This is a genomic window from Desulfocicer niacini, from assembly GCF_054657595.1.
In genome coordinates, this window is the sequence record NZ_BAAHYK010000059.1 from 1 (window position 1) to 19793 (window position 19793).

General features: G+C 45.9%; 13 protein-coding genes. All 13 read right to left on the bottom strand.

Annotation, left to right across the window (positions count from 1 at the left end; all coding sequences use genetic code 11):
- Positions 1 to 88 precede the first annotated feature (88 nt).
- Complete coding sequence (locus tag ACYQ2M_RS21990; protein WP_459918543.1) at positions 89 to 1180, bottom strand: HD-GYP domain-containing protein; 1092 nt, start codon at positions 1178 to 1180, stop codon at positions 89 to 91.
- Between the two features lie 8 nt (positions 1181 to 1188).
- Complete coding sequence (locus ACYQ2M_RS21995) at positions 1189 to 7023, bottom strand: PAS domain S-box protein (RefSeq protein WP_459918544.1); 5835 nt, start codon at positions 7021 to 7023, stop codon at positions 1189 to 1191.
- 913 nt (positions 7024 to 7936) lie between these two features.
- Positions 7937 to 9220, bottom strand: a complete 1284-nt coding sequence (locus ACYQ2M_RS22000) for a TRAP transporter large permease (protein ID WP_459918545.1) — start codon at positions 9218 to 9220, stop codon at positions 7937 to 7939.
- Between the two features lies 1 nt (position 9221).
- Positions 9222 to 9731 (bottom strand): TRAP transporter small permease, encoded by a 510-nt coding sequence (locus tag ACYQ2M_RS22005; protein ID WP_459918546.1) that lies wholly within the window; start codon positions 9729 to 9731, stop codon positions 9222 to 9224.
- Between the two features lie 419 nt (positions 9732 to 10150).
- Positions 10151 to 11158, bottom strand: coding sequence for a TRAP transporter substrate-binding protein (locus ACYQ2M_RS22010; protein ID WP_459918547.1), 1008 nt, complete (start codon positions 11156 to 11158; stop codon positions 10151 to 10153).
- Between the two features lie 679 nt (positions 11159 to 11837).
- Positions 11838 to 13247 (bottom strand): ABC transporter ATP-binding protein, encoded by a 1410-nt coding sequence (locus ACYQ2M_RS22015; protein ID WP_459918548.1) that lies wholly within the window; start codon positions 13245 to 13247, stop codon positions 11838 to 11840.
- Positions 13244 to 14041 carry an energy-coupling factor transporter transmembrane component T family protein gene (locus ACYQ2M_RS22020; RefSeq protein WP_459918549.1) on the bottom strand — a complete coding sequence of 266 codons (798 nt, stop codon included), beginning with the start codon at positions 14039 to 14041 and terminating at the stop codon, positions 13244 to 13246. The genes ACYQ2M_RS22015 and ACYQ2M_RS22020 overlap by 4 nt, the downstream gene beginning before the upstream one ends.
- Positions 14019 to 14561, bottom strand: a complete 543-nt coding sequence (locus tag ACYQ2M_RS22025; RefSeq protein ID WP_459918550.1) for an MptD family putative ECF transporter S component — start codon at positions 14559 to 14561, stop codon at positions 14019 to 14021. Before ACYQ2M_RS22025 ends, ACYQ2M_RS22020 begins: the two co-directional genes overlap by 23 nt.
- 425 nt (positions 14562 to 14986) lie before the next feature.
- Positions 14987 to 16000 carry a methyltransferase gene (locus ACYQ2M_RS22030; RefSeq protein WP_459918551.1) on the bottom strand — a complete coding sequence of 338 codons (1014 nt, stop codon included), beginning with the start codon at positions 15998 to 16000 and terminating at the stop codon, positions 14987 to 14989.
- Positions 16001 to 16510: 510 nt separating this feature from the next.
- A complete protein-coding gene (locus ACYQ2M_RS22035) occupies positions 16511 to 16999 on the bottom strand; it encodes a hypothetical protein (protein ID WP_459918552.1) in 489 nt (162 codons plus the stop codon).
- A gap of 316 nt (positions 17000 to 17315) precedes the next feature.
- On the bottom strand, positions 17316 to 18449 hold the full coding sequence (locus ACYQ2M_RS22040; RefSeq protein WP_459918553.1) for an LbtU family siderophore porin: 1134 nt from the start codon (positions 18447 to 18449) through the stop codon (positions 17316 to 17318).
- A 23-nt stretch (positions 18450 to 18472) separates the two neighbouring features.
- Positions 18473 to 19285 (bottom strand): DUF4198 domain-containing protein, encoded by an 813-nt coding sequence (locus tag ACYQ2M_RS22045; protein ID WP_459918554.1) that lies wholly within the window; start codon positions 19283 to 19285, stop codon positions 18473 to 18475.
- Between the two features lie 170 nt (positions 19286 to 19455).
- Positions 19456 to 19785, bottom strand: coding sequence for a hypothetical protein (locus ACYQ2M_RS22050; protein ID WP_459918555.1), 330 nt, complete (start codon positions 19783 to 19785; stop codon positions 19456 to 19458).
- Positions 19786 to 19793 lie beyond the last annotated feature (8 nt).

Genomic DNA, 19793 nt, shown 5'->3' on the forward strand with positions numbered 1-19793 from the left:
GTTGTGTCCGGCAGGACATGCCCGTTATACCGATTATAGTAGCCAAAATGACACCTCGATTTCAACACTCTTTATGTAGTATAAAATTTTACGATAATCCCTCCCTGATTTCATACAGGAGACTTGTTTTTTCTTCCTGATAACGCTCTTTAATGGAAAGGATCTCTTCAGTGATGTCAAAGAAGGCATCCACCACATCAGGACTGAAATGATTACCCCGCCCCTCCCGGATGATGGCAAATGATTTCTCTAAACTGAAAGGCTCCTTATAGGGACGTTTGGTGGTCAATGCATCAAACACATCGGCAATGGCCACAATCTGACCAAGCAATGGGATCTGTCGCCCTTTTAACCCATTGGGATAGCCACTGCCATCCCATTTTTCGTGATGGGTCAGTGCAATGATTTTACCGAGGCGAATATAACCGGCCCTGGATCCGGATAAAATTTTTCCCCCAATGACCGTATGCTGTTTCATGATTTCCCACTCTTGATCATTCAGTTTTCCAGGTTTGAGTAAAATTTGATCTGGAATGCCGATTTTCCCCACATCGTGCATGGGAGCGGCGTGGAGAAGCCAGTTCACGGTGGTTTCATTAACGGAAAGTTGCCGGGCAACGGCTGCGGCATAATTGCTCATACGTTGAATGTGTTCTCCGGTATCTTCATCCCGGTATTCTGCCGCATGGGTCAACCGGTGGATGGTCTCAAGGGCGCTTTGCCGAATATCTTCCATGGCCTTTTGAAGCAAAACGGTTTTTTCAGCCACTTTCTGGGCCAGGACACGATTCTGATCGTACAATGCCAGATGATTTTTAACTCTGGCCCTAACAATGGGGGGGCTGACAGGTTTGGAGATAAAGTCCACTGCACCCAGTTCAAACCCCATCTTTTCATTGGCATCTTCATCCATGGCAGTGACAAAGATCACCGGAATTTCCCGTGTAAGGGGGGATATTTTCAACTGCCTGCACACTTCATATCCATTCATACCCGGCATCATGATATCCAGTAAAATGAGATCGGGCGGGGTGTCGCTTCCGGCTATGGCAAGTGCCCGTTCGCCCGTCAGGGCCACCTTGATCCGATAGTTTGGGCGAAGCACCTCTGCCAGAATATCAATATTTTCAACCACATCATCTACAATCAGCAGGGTTTGTTTTTTGGCGAGAGATTCCATTTTTCTCCTTACTTCTGTAAATTCATATTTTTCAGCACCATTTCAACTCCGGCAATGGCAGCGGAATAATTATACTGCTCAATCTCTTTTCTGATCCGTTGAATATCCTTCTCCAAAGGCGTATTTGTGGAACCACGGCTCAACTCTTTTATGGTGGTATGGGCCTCATAATCATCTTCTTTCAACAGCGTCGCCAATTTTGTTAACTGCTCATAAAGGTGTTGTTTGTCCGTATGGAGATTAAGCACTGCTTCTGGATCTCTGACAGGTTTAAGAATGGCAACCACCTTGTCAATGGACTTTAGCACATCAGTCATTTTTTGTTCAAGTTCGAAAAGATCCTTTTCAGAGGGAACTCGTTCACGGGTAACCATCTGCTTCTCCAGGGCCTGGGCATTCTTTGCCAACCCACGGGCACCAATGGTTGCGGCAAGCCCCTTTAACGTATGCAGCAGTCGTTCCACAAGCGTGTTGTCCTTTTCAGACGCGGCACGCTGTATCTCCTTAATCATCTCTTTGTGTTCTGATTTAAATCGACTCAACAGCCGGGCATACATCCCACGGTTACCTTCAAAGCGATTCAATCCCTGGGTGGCGTCCAGACCGGAAAGCAGTGGCAGGTAAAGATCTGAAGTTCCTTCCTGAGGATGTTTGGTTTTGCTATCTGCCAACTCTTTTCTGCCCTCGTCTCTGCCGGTCCATCGGGCCAGGGCAGCATAGAGTATTGAAGGAGTGATGGGTTTATCCACCTGGTCATCCGCCCCTGCCAGACGTGATCGCTCCCGGTCTGCTTCCATCACATTGGCTGTCATGGCAATGAGTGGGATTCGTGGCGTCCCTGTCTCTTTGGAGCGAATGATCCGCATGGCCTCATATCCGTCCATCTCCGGCATCTGGATATCCATCAACACCGCATCAAAATCTGTTTCGGCTACCGCATCCACCGCTTTTCGGCCATTGTCCACAACGGTGACATGGACCCCGGCAAATTCCATCAACTCCTTTGCCACTTCCTGGTTAAACAGATTATCTTCCACCAGAAGTACCTGAAGTCCTTGCAAACTCTCAAAGGTTTTCTTGTCAACGTCCAGATTAATATGCGATTTATTCCTGGGTTCAGCCGGTTTTCCCAAACATTGCATAATGGTATTGAACAATAATGATCGATTCACCGGTTTAATGAGAAACCCGTCCAGGCCAATCAGTTCGGCCTTCTCCATGATCTCTTCCCGGCCAAAAGCCGTAATCATTATAATGGTGGGTGTTTTAGAAATTAGTGGGTTTTCTCTGATTTTTTGGGACGCTTCCAGTCCGTCCATTCCCGGCATTTTCCAATCGGCCAGGACCAGATCCACCGGATTCCCTTCAGCCACCGCCTTTTCCAGCAAAGAAATGGCCTCCTGACCTGTTGAAGCAAGGACCACCTGGAAAGTAAAGCTTTCCAGCATCTGCTTGGTGATCTCCTGAAATGTGGGATTATCATCCAGGACCAATACCTTCATTCCCCTCAAATCGGTACTGGGAATAAACGTTTGTTTTTCCAAATCCGGTAAACAACCCAGTTTTACATTAAAATGAAAGGCGCTGCCTTTGCCTTTTTCACTTTCTGCCCAGATCTCCCCGTCCATCAGCAGGATCAGTTGTCGGCAGATGGCAAGCCCAAGGCCGGTACCGCCATATTTTCGAGTGGTGCTGGCATCTGCCTGGGAAAAGGGTTGAAACAATGTTTGTAACTGGGCAGGTGACATGCCAATGCCCGAGTCCCGAACCACAAAATGAAGGGGAACTTCATCATTGATAATATCCCCTGCCGAGACAGAAATTACCACCTCCCCCTCAGAGGTAAACTTTACAGCATTGTTGGCAAGGTTGGTCAACACCTGCCCAATGCGCAGGGGATCCCCCACCAGACTCAGGGGAACGTTTTCCTGGGCATTGAACAACAGTTCCAACCCTTTTTCCTGGGCCTTAACTGCAACCATATCGGAAATGCCGCTCAGAACACTGTCCAAATCAAAAGGGATCTTTTCTATTACCAACTGACCGGCCTCAATTTTTGAAAAATCCAGTATATCGTTGATGATACCCAGAAGACCTTTGCCGGCAGCCTGAATTTTGTTGATAAAATTCTCCTGACGCGGTGAGGGATCTGTGTTGCTAAGCAGATGGGCCATGCCAAGAATGGCGTTCATGGGGGTTCTGATCTCATGGCTCATGTTGGCCAGAAAATCAGACTTTGCTCTGGTAGCCTGTTGTGCCGCGTCCCGGGATTGCTCCAGATCCTTGAGAATACGTTTCTGTTCGGTAACATCTCTCACAATAGCCACAAAGCTGACGGTTTCACCCGGCCGGTCCACAAGTTGTAACAGGATGTCCACCGGAATCCGTCTTCCGTTTTTATGCTGGTGAAACGTCTCAAAGGAGAGGCTGGGTGTCTCTTTTTTTCTCAGGGGCTCAATGCGTTTTCTGAACTGGCTCTCTGTAAAATCAGGCTTGATATCCACCGGGCTCATGGACAGCATTTCCTGGCGGGAGTATCCGATCTGATTCATTGCGCCATTGTTAACATAAGTGAATTTAAGGGTCTGTGCGTCAAAAATAAAAACCGCATCATGTGTCTGATCCAGCGTCGCCTTGAACTGTTCCAACTTACTATTGGTGGCTTTCCGGTTTGAAATATCATTTTCAATGGCAATGAAATTAACCAGTTTCCCGGCATCATCAAAAACCGGTTGGATGTCGATCTCTATCCAGAAGGGTTTTCCGGATTTAGTGTAATTGATCAGTTCTGCCATTATGCCTGTTTCTTTGGAAAGTGCCTCACGAATGCGCCTTATCGTCTGGGGCTCTGTATCCGGTCCCTGGAGAATGTGCCCGGGTTTTCTGCCCACCATCTCTGCCAAGGTGTAGCCTGAAATTCGGACAAATCCTTCATTGACCCACTCCACACACCCTTTTTTATCGGTAATGACGACGCCGTTGGAGGTTCTTTGGGCCACCATGGCAAGTCTTGTCACTTCGGCTTTCACCCGTTTCCGCTCGATCACGTATCCAAGCTGTCTTCCCACCTCCTCGGCCATGGTTATGATGAGGTTATTTCGTGGGTAAATTTCAGTGGTAAAAAATTCAAGCACAGCCACGACCCCCTGCTGGGTAATCACGGGAAAGCCAAAGGCACTCCGGACAAAGAATTTTTTGAGATGGTGCGCCCGGGAGAAATTATCATCCTGTTTTACATCTTCAACCCAATGGACTTTGCGGGATGAATAAACTTTACCCGGCAACCCCTCACCGTCCTGAAAGGTTGCTTTCATGGTCGCATCAATAAATCCAAGGTATTTCTCCGAATCCCTCAGATGCCACAGGGGGCTTGGGACAAGGGTTAGCGTTTCTTGGTCATCAGGCATGTACACATGCCCCACCGGCCAGTCGATGTACTCAGCAATGAGTGTCAGAGTGGTTTCCAAGGCTTCTTCCACGGAAAGGGCGGTGTTGGAAATACTGGCCACATCCTGGAGCAATTTGCTCACCCGTTCCCGCTGGGCAATGGTTTCCACCGCTGTTTCCAGCTCCCGGGTCCGCTGGGATACCCGTGCTTCCAACTGTTCATTCAGCTCTTTTACTTGGGCTTCAGCCGCTTTCCTCTGGGTAATCACCTCGGTGAACATGATGATTCCCCCGATGCGATCATCACTGTCCCGCCAGGGCCGGACCTCCCATTTCAACCAGTCTGTATGCCCATCCGCGCGCTCAAAGGCATCCTCCTCCCGTTTGATCACGGCACCTGCCAGACATTTGCGGTGAATCGCTTTCCACTCCTCCATTCCCTCGATTTCAGGAAATATCTCATAGTGTGAACGTCCGATAATATCTTTTCCATCCAGACCATAATCTTTGTACCATCTATCACTGGCCATGAGATATCGGACCTCTTTGTCAAACATGGCAATCGCCGCCGGGGTACGGCGTATAAACATTTTGAGTTGAGCTTCCCGGGTGGCCAGGGCTTTTTCAAAGGCAATCCTTTCGGAGATATCCCGCCCTTCGGGAATCAGCAGAACGACATTACCGCCGTCATCCATCACCGGTGTAATGGAGAAATCAATGGTGATCACCTGACCTTCCCCTCCCACCACGTCCACTTCGTATCGGATGAACTCTCCTTGGGCAGCACGGGTTATCGACACTTTGAGCCGGTCAACGATCTCTTGGGACAACGTCCACCAAATGGTATCCCAAAATTTAACGCCCTGAACCTGAGCTGCAACGGCCCCTCCAAAGTCAAGGGCGCTTTTATTGACTTCTATCAGGGTACCGTCCGGGGTCATCAACCCGATAAACTGAAACATCTGATTAAATATGGCCCGGAATTTTGCTTCATTTTCCATCAATGCCTGTCGGTCTTTCAATCTCAGGGTAATATCCCGAACAACGCCCACTGAACACCATTGTCCCTCCAATAGAATAGCGCTCAAGTTCAGCTCTGCAGGGAAGGTTGACCCATCTTTTCTAAAGGCCTCAACCTCACGAACATTTCCGATGAACGGGCCCTTTCCGTTTATGGAAAACGCCTCCAACCCCTTGGCAGCATGGGACCTGAGATGGAGGGGGGTAACAAACTGATGGATATCCTGTCCGATGATCTCTTCTTGGGAAAACCCGAATATATTTTCTGCACCCAGGTTCCAGAATAGGACTATCCCCTTTGAATCCACCAGGACAATGGCATCTTGAACCGTATCGGTGATGGCGGAAAGCTTTTTTTCATTTTCCTTTAATGCAGCCATTGCCCTGGAACGCCGCAACTGAATACCGCTGAAGTACCAGGCAAGAATGACAATCAGCACCTGTCCAAAAAACAGAAAAGATTGCGCCGTATGCCACCAGACCGGTAGAAGATCCTTTGGGGGCACCCGGCTGACTATAGTCCAACTTTCCGCCGCCTTAACAGCGATGAACTGGGTATTTTTTACGGAATGAATATCGACAGGATCAATGGTTACAAATGAAAACAGGCCGGAAGAAGATAAGAACTGCCCTTTTTTTTGGGATTTAATCTGTTGCCAGGCATCGGGAAACTGATCCACCAGGGATGTCTGATTTTTTTCTGGAAACATGAATCGCCAGGCATCTTCAGGCGACGGACCGGTGATCCATTGTCCTTTATCATTGATGAAATAGAGGGTTCCCACCATACCTGTTCCTTGACGATTTATTTGTTCCAACAGACTCTTTGCCAGGAGATTCAGTACGAGCAGGCCCATAACCTTATCTTGACGGTCCTTTAAGGCATGGGAAATTCGTATCATGGGTTTATGGGGAATTTCAATCATACCATTTTCTACGTTGAGATCAAGTTTGGAGACATAAATGCTGGAATTGAAGGCCATTCCTTTTTTAAAATAAGTCCGATCTTTTTTGTTCTGCAGTTGAGAGGGGGGAACCACCACAGCCTTATCGATTTTATTCCAGTTGACCCGAATTTTCTCCATGCCAGCGGAATCAATTAAACGGATCTGATCATAATAGGGTCTGTTCCGGGCAAAAATGGTAAAATAGTCAGATACAGTTTTTCCCGCGCCCTCAATGGTGGACATATGATCATATTCGTTACGAATAATATCGGAAAGTATCATGGCATCTGACAAATAACTGCCCATTGTGGTAAGGAAAAGCTGCTGCTGAAAACCGATGGAATCGGCTTCCCCAAGCATAATTGTCGCCGTAAATATTTTTTTCTGCTGAAGGGCGATACCCCATCCCAGAACGGAAGACACCAGGGACAGTGACACAAAGAGAATCAAAAAAAACCGCAGTCGTGAAGAAGCGACAATATCTGACATGATACCTCCATTTCATTTAGGAACCGTCGTTTTTTGGGCTTGGTCACAACATGGCCCGCCAATTGTGATGGGTGGCCCATGTTGTAACCAAGCCCGGATTGTCCGTGAGTGTCCTCTTTAAAATGTCCCTGTTTAAAACCCAACTAAAGGCGAAGAGAGTTTCAATTTTCATTGCGAAAACGGATTCTGCCATGTGGATTATATGTGGCGTTCACAAGTTTGCGCCCAAATGATAAGTTCTCAATAAGTCCGAGCATTCAGTGATTTCTTTTGAATAGCACCTGGTTTTTAAAGGGTAGTCAGGCTTTATCAGCCCGAGGGTATTGAGACGTTACCCTAAATGAACGTAACCTTTCGAATTTTAATAAAAATAGAAAGTAGACATTTGAAAATTGCAATGTACATAAGCCAAACTCAATCCTGCAAGTCTATTGCTTAAAGCGTATTTCCTCATACATATCGCAAAGGATATTGTATTTTCAGGGTCAAGTCCAGTTTTTTTGATAGAAAAAAATTTACACTGGTCAGCAGATTGTTCTTTGAAATAGACTATCACCTAAACCTTATTTGACTGGGTATGCAAGGCATAGGTATGCTGCTGTAGTGGACTACTGCAAATGCTTGGTAATGCATCAGATCCGGTCAAATAAGGTTACCGAAGGGTTCATGGCTTTTTCATTTAAAATCTTCATAATCATGGAGACTGGACAATGGAAACAAAGTTTCACAAGTCTTTTATAGAATTATTCGATAATTCAAAATGCAAAACCATGAATGTAACTTTTAGGTATCAAAAAAAAGGATGCCATCGGAAGATCGCCGAATATTTAAGGCAGTGGCGGCTTTAACAAATCTGAAATCAAAAGGTGGGTTGTGGCCAGCTCCAGGAATGAACCAGCCATAGAGGGGTGGATTACTGGTGTAACCCAAACATTCGGGGTATCCACAAAATGACCCCTTCCCAGTATGTCACAACAATAAGCACCATGACTACAGCAATCAGGAAGGGAATCAGAGCACGTGAAACTTTCTCAATGGACATTTTGGCGATATTGGCACCCACAAACAAGCACATTCCCACCGGCGGTGTGGCCAGGCCGATGACCAGGTTCAGAACACAGATAACACCGTAGTGCAAAGGATCGACGCCCACCGTTTTGACCAAAGGAAGAAACACCGGCGTCAAAACCAACAGGGCTGGCACAACATCCAGAAACATGCCAAAAACCAGAAGAACAATGTTGACCAATATAAGAATGTAGATTTTGTTCTGGGTTAATGAAAGCACGCTTTCTGCAAGCATCTGCGGAAAAAGTTCGGTGGTTAAAATAAAGGAAAATATGGCTGCCGTGCCCATCAAAATCATGACAGACCCGGTGGTAATACCTGTCTCGACAAGGACGTCAACCAAAATTTTAAGCGTAACAGTTCTGCGAATGACCACCCCCACAATTAATGCATAGAAGGCGGCAATTGCGGCGACTTCAGTGGGAGTAGCTATGCCACCGATGATCCCCCCAAGAATGACCACGGGCATAATCAGCCCCAGTAAGGCATCTTTGCTGATTTGAATTTTTTTCTGTAAGGAATATTTTTCCTCCAGTCTGGGCAAATCTTCCCGACACGATGTTATAAAAATAACCGCCATCATTGAAAGTCCAAGCAGCACTCCTGGAACAATACCCGCTAAAAACAGTGCACCAATTGAAATTCCTGTGATTGAACCGTACACAATAAAAGGAATACTCGGGGGAATAACGGGTCCTATTGTCGATGAAATGGCTGTAACTGCCGTGGAAAAATCCTTACGGTATTTGTCCTTTACCATGCCCGGTATCATAATGGAGCCCACCGCTGCCGTGTCCGAAACACCGGCACCTGTCATACCTGCAAAAATCATTGATATGAGGACATTAACATATGCCAGCCCGCCGCGAATACGTCCAACGAAAATCTTACTGAATTCGATTAATTCCTCTGTCAGCCCTGCGGCATTCATCAAGTTCCCAGCAAGAATAAACAGCGGAATAGCTGTCAGCAAAAATGAGTCTATACCGGTAAACATTTTTTGGGCCACAAGAACAAATGATATGTCGTTGTAAAACACATAACCCAGAGAGGCGACACCCAGTGAAAAAGCAATGGGTATCCCGCAAATAGAAAAAAATATGAAAAGTAGAAATAATATGTAGACCATTTTACCGTCCTAATGCCAATAGTTGAGTCAGGCTGTCTATGATTCTCACTAAAATATATAATAGCATTGAAATACCCCCAACAGGTATGGCCAGGTACGGATAGAACATGGGAATCTGTAACCCCAGAGAAATTTGCTTAAAATTGCGTATCGCAATCTCAAAACCACCCATAATCATGACAATGAGAAAGAGCAGCAGGAGCATATTGCCTGCAATGTGAAGCAAAAGAGCACTGCGCTTTGAGAGACGATCTTGAATAATATTGACCGAAATGTGCCCGTTTGTTCCAAAAGCGACGGCCGCCCCAAGCAGGGAAACCCAGATCATGGTGTATCGAACCAATTCCATGGTGCCCATGTAGGTTGTGCCAAAAACATATCGTCCCACCACATGGAATATAACAGCAAACATAATTAAAGCCGTGCCCAAGGCAAGCATCCAACGGAGGAGGCGATCCCAGTAGCCTATCAACGTCCAGATTCTGGCAGCCCAGCTTTCAAAAACAGTCAAGGGGTTTGTTTCATTACTATGCATTGTGAATCCTTATTACAATGAAGATGGGTAAACGCTTTCAATTTAATCGGTATTCGGCAACCGTTTGTTCAGGAGAAGTCAGGCTTTTTCACTAATATAAAACAAGCAATTTTTGGGGTTGGTCACAGCATCGGCCAGCCTGGGCTGGGGTCAGACTTACCTTGTTGACGTTTTTGACAAAAATATTGAACCCGTTCACCAACAATTAAATCCGAAAGTTGACTTAGAACCGCAGATGAAGTAACTTGAACAGAAATAGCTCAGAATTTTGGTTCATCCACAAGGCGCATTAAAGGTTTAATAGCAAGCCTATTTGGCCTTTGATGCAGCGCAATAGATGAGCCAAAAGGCAAGCTATTTCGTTCAAGCTATAAAAGATGCGGTCCTTAACAATATTAAAACTTTTCGCCAAGCGTTTTTATCTGTTCAATAATAGGTTTCCAATGGGGATGTTTGGCATAAATATCGGCATAAACAGACTCGGTGGCTTTTCGCATGGAAGTCAGGTCTGGGTTTCTCTCCACGATCATTTCATGATCAATGGCAGTCTGGAGGTGTTTTTCTTCCGAATTACGGCCTAAATTGCGGCCATACTGACAGGCTATCAAGCCAGCATCCATAACAACCCTCTGATCTTCTTCTGACAATTTATGAAATTTTTTAAGGTTGACAAGCAACACAGCCCCCCCCCAGATGTGCTGGGTGATACTGACATATTTCTGGACTTCCCAAAGGCTTCGTGCGGTGATCACCCAGTTCGGGTTGGACTGTCCGTCAACCACGCCGGTCTGTAGTGCTGTATAAAGTTCGCTGTAAGCAATAGGAATAGGGTTGGCACCCAGTGCCTTTGTGGTAGCGATCCGAACCGGGGCTTCAATGCATCGCATCTGAAGGCCTTTATAATCGTCTACAGTCTTGATCGGATGTTTGGAATTGGTGGTATTATTAATACCGTCGTCAAAAAAGGCCAGCCCTTTAAAACCGGCGCTGTCCAGTTTGTCGAGAATACCCCTTCCAATGGGGCCGTCAAGAGTGGCATCCAAGTGTTTTGTATTACTGAAAAGGAAGGGGAGTTCCAGCAGGTCGCCTGTTGGCTCAAAAGCAGATACCGGCCCAAGAGTTGCAGCAGATGCATCAATCAGGCCACTCTGGATACCCTCAAGAACTTCCCGGTCGTTTCCCAGTTGACGCTGGGGGAAAATTTGAATTTTGAGCCGACCTTCTGTTCCTTTTTCAACAAGCTCTTTAAATTTAAGTGATGTTGCATGATATGGATTGTCGGGTTCAGCGACACAAACATGCGCCAATTTCCACGTCTGCGCAGCCATGGCATTGCCTGAAAACGCCAACGAAACAACCATCACAAAAATCATCATACCAAAGGACTTCAATACATTGCTCATTATCTTACATTACTCCTTTTTTAAATGCATTGCATGCATTCATCATATTAAATTTGGACAAGCAAGTCTAAAACACATCATCTGGGCTTGCTCACAACATCTTCTTGACAATTTGTTTTTTTGGGAAAAAACCCAAATAATGCATATGCATAAATGGCTAATTGCCCCAATTGCCAAGCCTGACGCTATCTGATCTGATAAGAACTTTAGGCAACGGAGTATAAAGATATTACCCTTATGAGTCAAGGGGACTTTGTGATTTTTGGATCCATCAGCTCAAACAAACAAATAATACATTTAGAATGTTAAAAACATCACTCGACGCTCAAAACCACCAGCCTGGCAAATTCCTTTGCCAGGCTCAGAAAGAAGTCATCCTGCTCAAGGATCCGGAGCACATGCTCTACTCCCATGCGGTGGCGTTCATCCTACCAATTATTTAAGAGTGCCTATTATTATTTAAAATCTACCCTGACACAGGGGGATTTTTACGAAAAAAATACTTGAACCAGCATGTCAATGGTCAGAGTCGAAACCAAAACCGATAAGTACCGTCATTGAGACGTGACAAAGGAGTAATGAATCGAATTTTCTGGCCATAAAATTGGGGGAGAGGTGCGTTCATGTCTTCCAGAAGAACTTAGGATTCACGAGCGAGTAGTAAAAAATGAAGCCAAAGTCATGGGGCAGGTCTGGTTGTAATGGGCAATCTCAGGGCTGCATCGCAGACCTTTGACAATAATTCAAGGTCATGGGTGATGAGAATCACACTGATGCCGTCATCTGCAGCATTTTGAATCATATCGGCGATGCGCTTCATATTCCTGCCGTCAAGTCCTGATGTCGGTTCATCAAGGATAAAAATATCCGGGTTTGCAGCCAGGCCGCAGGCAATGACCAGTCGCTGTTTTTCTCCGCCGGACAGGGACTGGGGATGCCGCTCTGCCAGGTGCTTGAGACCAAACCGCTGCAAAATTGCCATCAATCCTTCTTTTTTGGCATTCCCGGGATTGAGTATGCCGGATGCCATTGCGATCTCCTGGACCACGGAATTCATGTGAAGCTGGTGATCGGTGTTCTGGAGAATAAGGGAGGATCGTTTCAAAACCTGTTTGCATGGGATATGCTTACCGTTTATGAATATTTTTCCTTGCTTCATCCTGTTCAGGCCGGTTAAGAGACGGGCCAACGTGGTTTTTCCCGTACCGTTGTCCCCGATAATACCCGTAACCCCTTTACCCAGAAAGAAACTTACATTTTCATAGAGCAGGGGACCATTCTTATGGGCAAAGGTTAAATTTTCCACATGGATATGGCCGGAATCGGGAAGTAAAGGCAGTGTTTGGCGTACATCTTCAACGCGGTGACTGCGCAATCCGTATGTTTCCTTAAATCCCGGTTCTTCCAGAATGGAAAAATCCCCCTGGACGGCGATGGTGCCTTCATGCATCACCAGCACCCGATCAACAACATCCTCAAGCCAGTAAAGACGATGGTCTGCCACAAGAACTGCAATACCCCTGGCTTTCAGTCCACTGATAAGCCGGGCCAGATCCCGAGTACTTTCCGGGTCCAGGTTGGCTGAGGGTTCGTCCAACACCAGGATGGCGGGTGCCAGGGAGAGCACGCTCCCGATGGCCACCTTTTGCTTTTGTCCTTCGGACAGCTCATGGATGGAGGCGGACAGGATCTCGGTTATGCCAAGGCGCCGGGCCGTTTTGTCCACAATGCTTCGAATTTGTTCAGCGGATTTACCCAACCATTCATGGGCAAAGGCGATTTCATCATCCACGTTCATGGCAAAAAACTGGAGTTCCGGGTCTTGAAAAACCGTGCCCACCACGGTTGAAATTTCCTTAAGAGTCTGGCCCTGGCAGGCGACTCCATTCCGACGTATATTTCCCTCAATTTCCCCTAAGAAAAAATGGGGGCAAAGCCCATTGACCAGTCGTACCAAGGTGGATTTGCCGCAACCGCTGGCGCCGGTGACCAGTACCGCCTCCCCGGGATTGACGGAAAACGATATATTCTGGACAGCGGGTTGCTTTTGAAAGGGGTAGGTGTAGGTGACTTTATTTAATTCAATCATGGGAGCATTCCTGTTGTATCCGTTCCCCACACCGCTTGAATGACCCCTGCTGCAATGAGCAAGAGCAAGGTGATACCCAGGGTAACAGCGTCGTTAAATTGAAAAATTAGGGGAGTATAGCTTTTGATTTTGTTATTTTCTGTAAAGTAACCATATCCCACGCCCTTGAGTTCGGCGGCTACGCCTAAATCATCGGCGGAACGCAGTGCCCGAAACATAATGGGAGCTGCCAGGAGTCGAACCGAAAGCCTTGGATGCCGGAAAATAAAAATCGGATTAAGGCTGTATCCCCGGATACGCATGGTTTCGTGGATCTGCCGAATATCCTTGATAAACGATGGAATGAACCGAATCATCACCGCCGAAGGGATATAAAGCCAGATGGGCAGTTTGAAACTTTTTAGCGAGGTTAAAAGCGTTTGTATCCGGGAAGACAAAGCCAGGGCAAGGACAGTATTAAGCATCACCATGGTGCGTAAAAAGGGAATCAACATTGTGACAGGATCCGTCACCGGAACCATGGGAATCATGGTGCATATAAGGCGCATAAAGGCTATGGATAACAGCCACATAAGACAAATGGCGACATAGCACAGGCCCACCACCTTGTACCTGCCAAGATCAAGTACATAAACCAGAGTTGCCAAGGCGAGAAAACCCAAAGATCCACAGGATTTCAAAAAAATTACGGCAACAGACATGGACAGGCATAGCAAAATTTTGGTCCGAACATCCAAGCCGGACACAAAGCCGGAGCCTCCAGCCGCTGGCTCAGCTTCGGATAATACATGCATGGCGCAACTCCTTTACAAAAAGAGCACCGGTGAGCAGGCCCATAAGGGCACCGATATATCCAATACCCACGATAATTGCAGACATGATGACCATTTCCTGCTGTTCCCGCATATACAACCAGGAAACACCTACGGAACCGGCCTTGAACAGCAGATCATAAAACCCCACCCCGATCATGAGATTAATGCTTTTTTGATATCCGCCCAGGGCCAGGATCAATCCTTCAGCTGCAAGTCCGGCAACGATCATAGGTGGAATAAGAAAGAGCCCTCCCCCCATGAGGAGCATGGATACAATAACATTGACAAAAAGGAAAAGGGTCAATGCACCAATTTTTCTTACCTTGTACAAAAGAACAATGGTCAGGGTTGTAAAAAGAAGATTTTTCAAAATCAAACTCAGGGGATTCATACCCCCGCCAACCAGGGCCACAAGGATGCTGGAAACTTTGGTTACAGCAGCAAAGACACCTATGACCACAAGTTCACGCATTTCCCAGTAAGGTTGTTTTTTTTTCATGTGTGATTCCTTGGATTTCAGAAACTCGATGCTCAAATTTTTGTTGACCGGTTTTACGAGGCTTACCGCAACTTTATTTTGTCAACATAAAAAAACTTGAACATCGAGAGATTCTAATTTTTTCTTAAACAGGCATTGACCAATTGTCATTTTACAATAGCTACGTCATTTTTTCATACTTCAAATGATATTATAAACCAACAATATTATTAGATAACACAAACAGCCTTTATCCTATTTGGAACAAAATAGTTTTACGATATCGCTGTTTCTGAGCTCTAAAAAAACTCTTTTCCAGTGATTCCGCAAGAGCCGTCTTTATTTTATCATTTATTTCAGTGTCAGAATTTTCCTACATATCCGAATACCAGAGCAACAATCTGGTCTAAAACAAAATTGGCAAAAACATTATCAACGCAAAATTTTTATTTCCTTGCTATATCCAGCTCCATGGGCATCATGGCAGTTTCCACAACTGTGCTTTCCACATCAGCAAATCCGACGCTTCTCATTGCACCGGCGACCTCACCGCTGTCCAACATGATATCCTGCCCCATGAACATCCACGGCATGCTGCCCAGTATATAATTTTCAGGACGGGTCCGCCCATGGGTGGCCCCGTCCGCCAGGCTGACAAAAACACCGCCGGGATTCAGGGCATGATGAATTTTTTTGATCATATCCGTTAAGCCGGAGCGGACAAAATTAAGGGTTGCGCTGGCCCAGATCAGATCATAACCTTCACCAATGGAATCATTGATATAATCACCGGCCATGGTGGTCACCCTGTCCGCCATTTCATATTCGTCAATGAATTCCCGGGCCACTTTGACCACTGCCGGCTGCTCAAAAATAACGCCGTGCATGGTTGGGTGCTCCCCCACCATGGCAATACAGTACAATCCCGGACCGCCGCCAAGATCCAGCATTTTTTGAAAATTTTCAAATCCATTGATTTGTGACACTGTTGCGGCCATTTGCTGGGCAGCACCACAGCGCTGATAGTTGGCCATGGAACGGGCATATTCCTCCCATATGGATTCATCCCCTAAGTTGGCCGGAACGTCCTGAGGTCCGGACCGTAACATTTTGGTAAGATTCTCCATGACCTCCGTGGCCGTCTGGTTCATGTTGATAAACATTTCCCCCACATAGGCCGGGCTGTTGCTGTGCAGCGCATCGTTGATATCCGGCAGGCTGCAATAGGTATCTTTTTTTTTCTCCAGCAAGTGCATGGCTGTCAGACCGTCCAGCAATATCCTTGTAAAATTGGGATCAGTACCTGCCTGTAAAGCCACCGCATCGCTTGATTCCGGTGTTGACAGGGAATCAAAGACTTTTACTTCAATGGCGGTGAGAAGCAATTGTGTTCCGATGCGGCCATTGACAATGTCAAAAAGGGAATGAAGCGATAAATTCATTTCAGGTAATTTCTTCATGGTTTAATCCTCTGTTTTCAGGTGTAAATTGTTAAGTACCCGACCATATATTTATTCAAAATAGAATCCGTAAATATCAGTTATATTTGAAAAAAATACAGGCTTGTTCAAGAGCCTGTCTGACCGGAAACGGTGCTCGAACTGTCTTGATACACGATCCGTATACCGGGCTGTGTGGGAGAGCTCCTAAGGGATGGGGAGTCCTATCCCCATAGAAACTTTTCATTTTATGAATAAATTTGTGATATAAGGTGATGCCTTAACTCCAATAATAACAAATATAGCTATGACAAGAGTTTTTATTCCTGCCTTAAGACTTATATCCTTCATAAACAAAGCCGCCCCCAAATCTGTCAAAACACAAAAACCGAGCGCACCCCAAATCCCAATTTTAGCAAATACCAAAACCATGGCCACGACCAAAGGATGCACTGAATGCCCGGACTGATTGAGAACTTACGTATTTCATATAAAAAAAAGGCAGAAATCCTCCTGCTCCGGAAAATCAAATTAAACCGCTATTTTTTCCAGTGGAACAGCACTTTTACCCATCCTTTTTTTCTTTCTGACCTTGCATTTACAATTAGCACAATTACCCTTACACTTACACTTATGAGCTGATTTTTCAGGTATTTTGATCACTTTACTCCCCGTTGGAGCCATTGAAAAACCTTTCTCGCCTTTAAAATAAAGGACTTCAGGGGGGATAAGCCTTTTGTTCAAATGATTTTTAAAAATGTCGCAACCAAATGAAAGGACTCTCTGCAAATATCTGGTATCAATAAATATTCTCCCCTCCCCTTTATAGGTATTATGGAGCACATTGAGCAATTCCCACGCCGAATTTCCATTAAAACTGCCTTGGGGTCTCACATGGATGTTCCCATTACTTTTTTTGATACTCATCTGAAAGTGGCCTTGCATGATATTCTCCTTTTTCAGTGAATCCCTGAATAAAAATTTAAACAAACCGGACTCGGGCCGTTTGACAATGGACATGGTATTTTTTCTCATTAAAAATATTATTTGATAAAAAACAAGCACCACAATTTCACAATTTTTTTAAAACCTTATTGTGGACAGAGAACGTACTCTACTCCCATTCTCCCATGCAGTAATGCTCACCCTATTCACCACCTAACAATCTCTATTATTGTTTGAAACATCTAACTCGATTGCTCCAAAAAAATCCGCTAATAAAAACGGATTTTCTCCCGGTACACTGAAAAACTCCCCTCCCTGATTAATGGGCCAGAAAGGGGAGAATAATTCAGGATAACATCAGCTAAAAATGTCAGTGTTGTTGTTTCGGGTATTAAAATTCAATTGCCAGCTGGGCAGTGATAACATCTGCCTCATCATCGGACTCGAATTCATCATGGAGATACTCAAGAGCAAGGGTGGTATTCGCCAGTATACCCACGGCAACGGCTCCTACCACGCGGGTCTCCGGAAGCTCGTCTTCCAAATTGTCCGTTCCCTGACAGGCAAAACCCACAACGGTTTCTTTTCCAGCCATCTCAAAGGTGTAATCCACTTCTGCATTCCATGCAGACGGTTTATCTCCTTTTCCTGTGGTACCATCGGCATAGCTCCATTCAGGATCATCCGTTGCACTTACGTACTCGCCGATCAAAGTCAGGGGGCCAAGATTGAGAACGCCATGGAGTGCAATACCACCCACATACGCATCCAGATCTGCTCCTGAACCATCCAAAATATCATTCATTCCGTCGGAATCAAACAGATTGTTGATGTAGCCGATACCCACATCCAAGTTAACGGCATCGGTTTCCATGGTGTAACCGGCATTCAAACCAAAATTATCAACCTCGTTATCTTCACCGGCTTCATCCACATCCCCGTTAAAAAGATAACCCGCACAATAAAATCCGGCCATTTCATATCCCACTTCCAGCGCGGTCTCACGGGTCTCTCCAATTTCCAGAGTCAGGGGATCGGAAATCATATTGCTCTCAAAGAAGCCAAAAGGCACATACAACTCACCGACCTTAAGGTATATCGGCAAATTTTCTCCACCTGACAATGTGATAAATGCTTCGTCAAATACAATATCTTCACCGTCTTCATAGAGAAGCAGCAAGGAACCGCTTACATGCTCGGAAATTTCCCCATCAATACCCAATTCCACAGTGGCAAGGGAAAAATCGCTGGAGTCTTCATCTTCAACAGCGGGATCATTAAAGTCAAGACTTTCAAATCCGGCTTCCACTTCAATGACACCGCTAATACTGATACGATCCAGCCAGCCGGGCAAGCCCCCGCCACCATCTTTCAATTTTTCTTCAAGCTGGGTAATGCGCTCTTCAAGCGCAAAATTGGACAACCCTTCAGCCCAGCCCATGGAGGCAAAGTAAAAAAGAGTTAAACCACAACATGCTACCTGGAGCAACCTGACCTTCATCTGATTCATCTTGTTACCTTTCATCTTTTTCCTTATTCCTTCTATGATTACTTCATATCCACAGCTTTGATCCACATAACAGCGTCCCGGGAGCACTTTTTGCCTTTATGGGTGTAATCCGGATCAAGATCCAGAGCTGCAAATCCCCACCATCCTTCCTTGGGGATACCAAAGGTGAAAACGCCGTTGACATCGGCAAAAATAGTCTGCAGAACAAAGGAATCCTGGGGCGCTTTGGCTGCGGCTTTTTTGGCAAAGGCCTTTTGATCCAACAACAGTTTATGGTTCATGTATTCAATTTCAACTTCAGCACCGGGCACGGGCTTGCCATTAAACAGCACCTGGCCCTGGAAGACGTTGCCGGTCCAGCGGTCATAGGGTTTACAAAGGGGCACGATTTCCGTGGGAAGCCCAACAGGCTCCATCCATGCACCGGGCTCTCCGCCCACATTGATGATCACCTTGGTGTTTTGTTTGATAAAAAAGCCGTCACCCTCTTCCCAATAAGGATCGGGAATAAGACAAAAGGTGTGGTCCCCGCCCCGGGCCGTATAACTGGTTTCCCAGGCAGCGCCTGAGTTGGTCAGGCTGGTCCAGGTAATGGGTTTGAGACTGGAAAGAAGATCGGTCTTCTTGGGGGCGTTTTCCCCCCTGGATCGTACCACGAAAAATTGTTCCGGTTTTCCCATATCCATTGTGTGGCCTGCCTCAAAGGGATGGGTAAATACCAGGGTAAGGGGAATTTTTCCGCCTTTGTTCAAGGCAGCTTCAGGGGTATAGATCATCTGGAAATGGGCCATGGCCGGAAGGGACATTGCAAGAAGCATCATCCCGGCAAACAGTACAATTTTTTTCCTCATCGAACAAACTCCTTAATAAATTTAATTAATTAGCTCGGGCAAGCCTGATTTTAACTCCGGCATACCCACAACAATGCTTGAACAACCTGAAATTTATCCTCAGGCTCTTCTTATCCATTCGGACTTTAAAAAGCCCGGGTAGCACACCTGCAAAAAATCGACAGACATCTTTATTCCACGATTTGATCCCCGTCATTTTCCACATTATGGCCCTCACCACCATCAAAAATTACTCTGTAGGGAACTAAGGGTTTCTCAAATGTAAATTCGCTGTCCTCATCCATTTTTCCCTGGAGCAGCTGTTTTCCACTTTTGTCCTCCACCCGCATCACCACGCCGGAGGCGGATGAACCATCGGAAAAGCCACCTTCACAGGTAATGGTGTTGTCTCCATTGTCATAGCAGGAACAAAGAGGGGTATGAGCACAAACAGCACTTGAAAAACAAAGGGAGAATCCCAGTAATGCGACAGCAATGGGTTTTGTCTTAAATCGAATCATAATCAGTT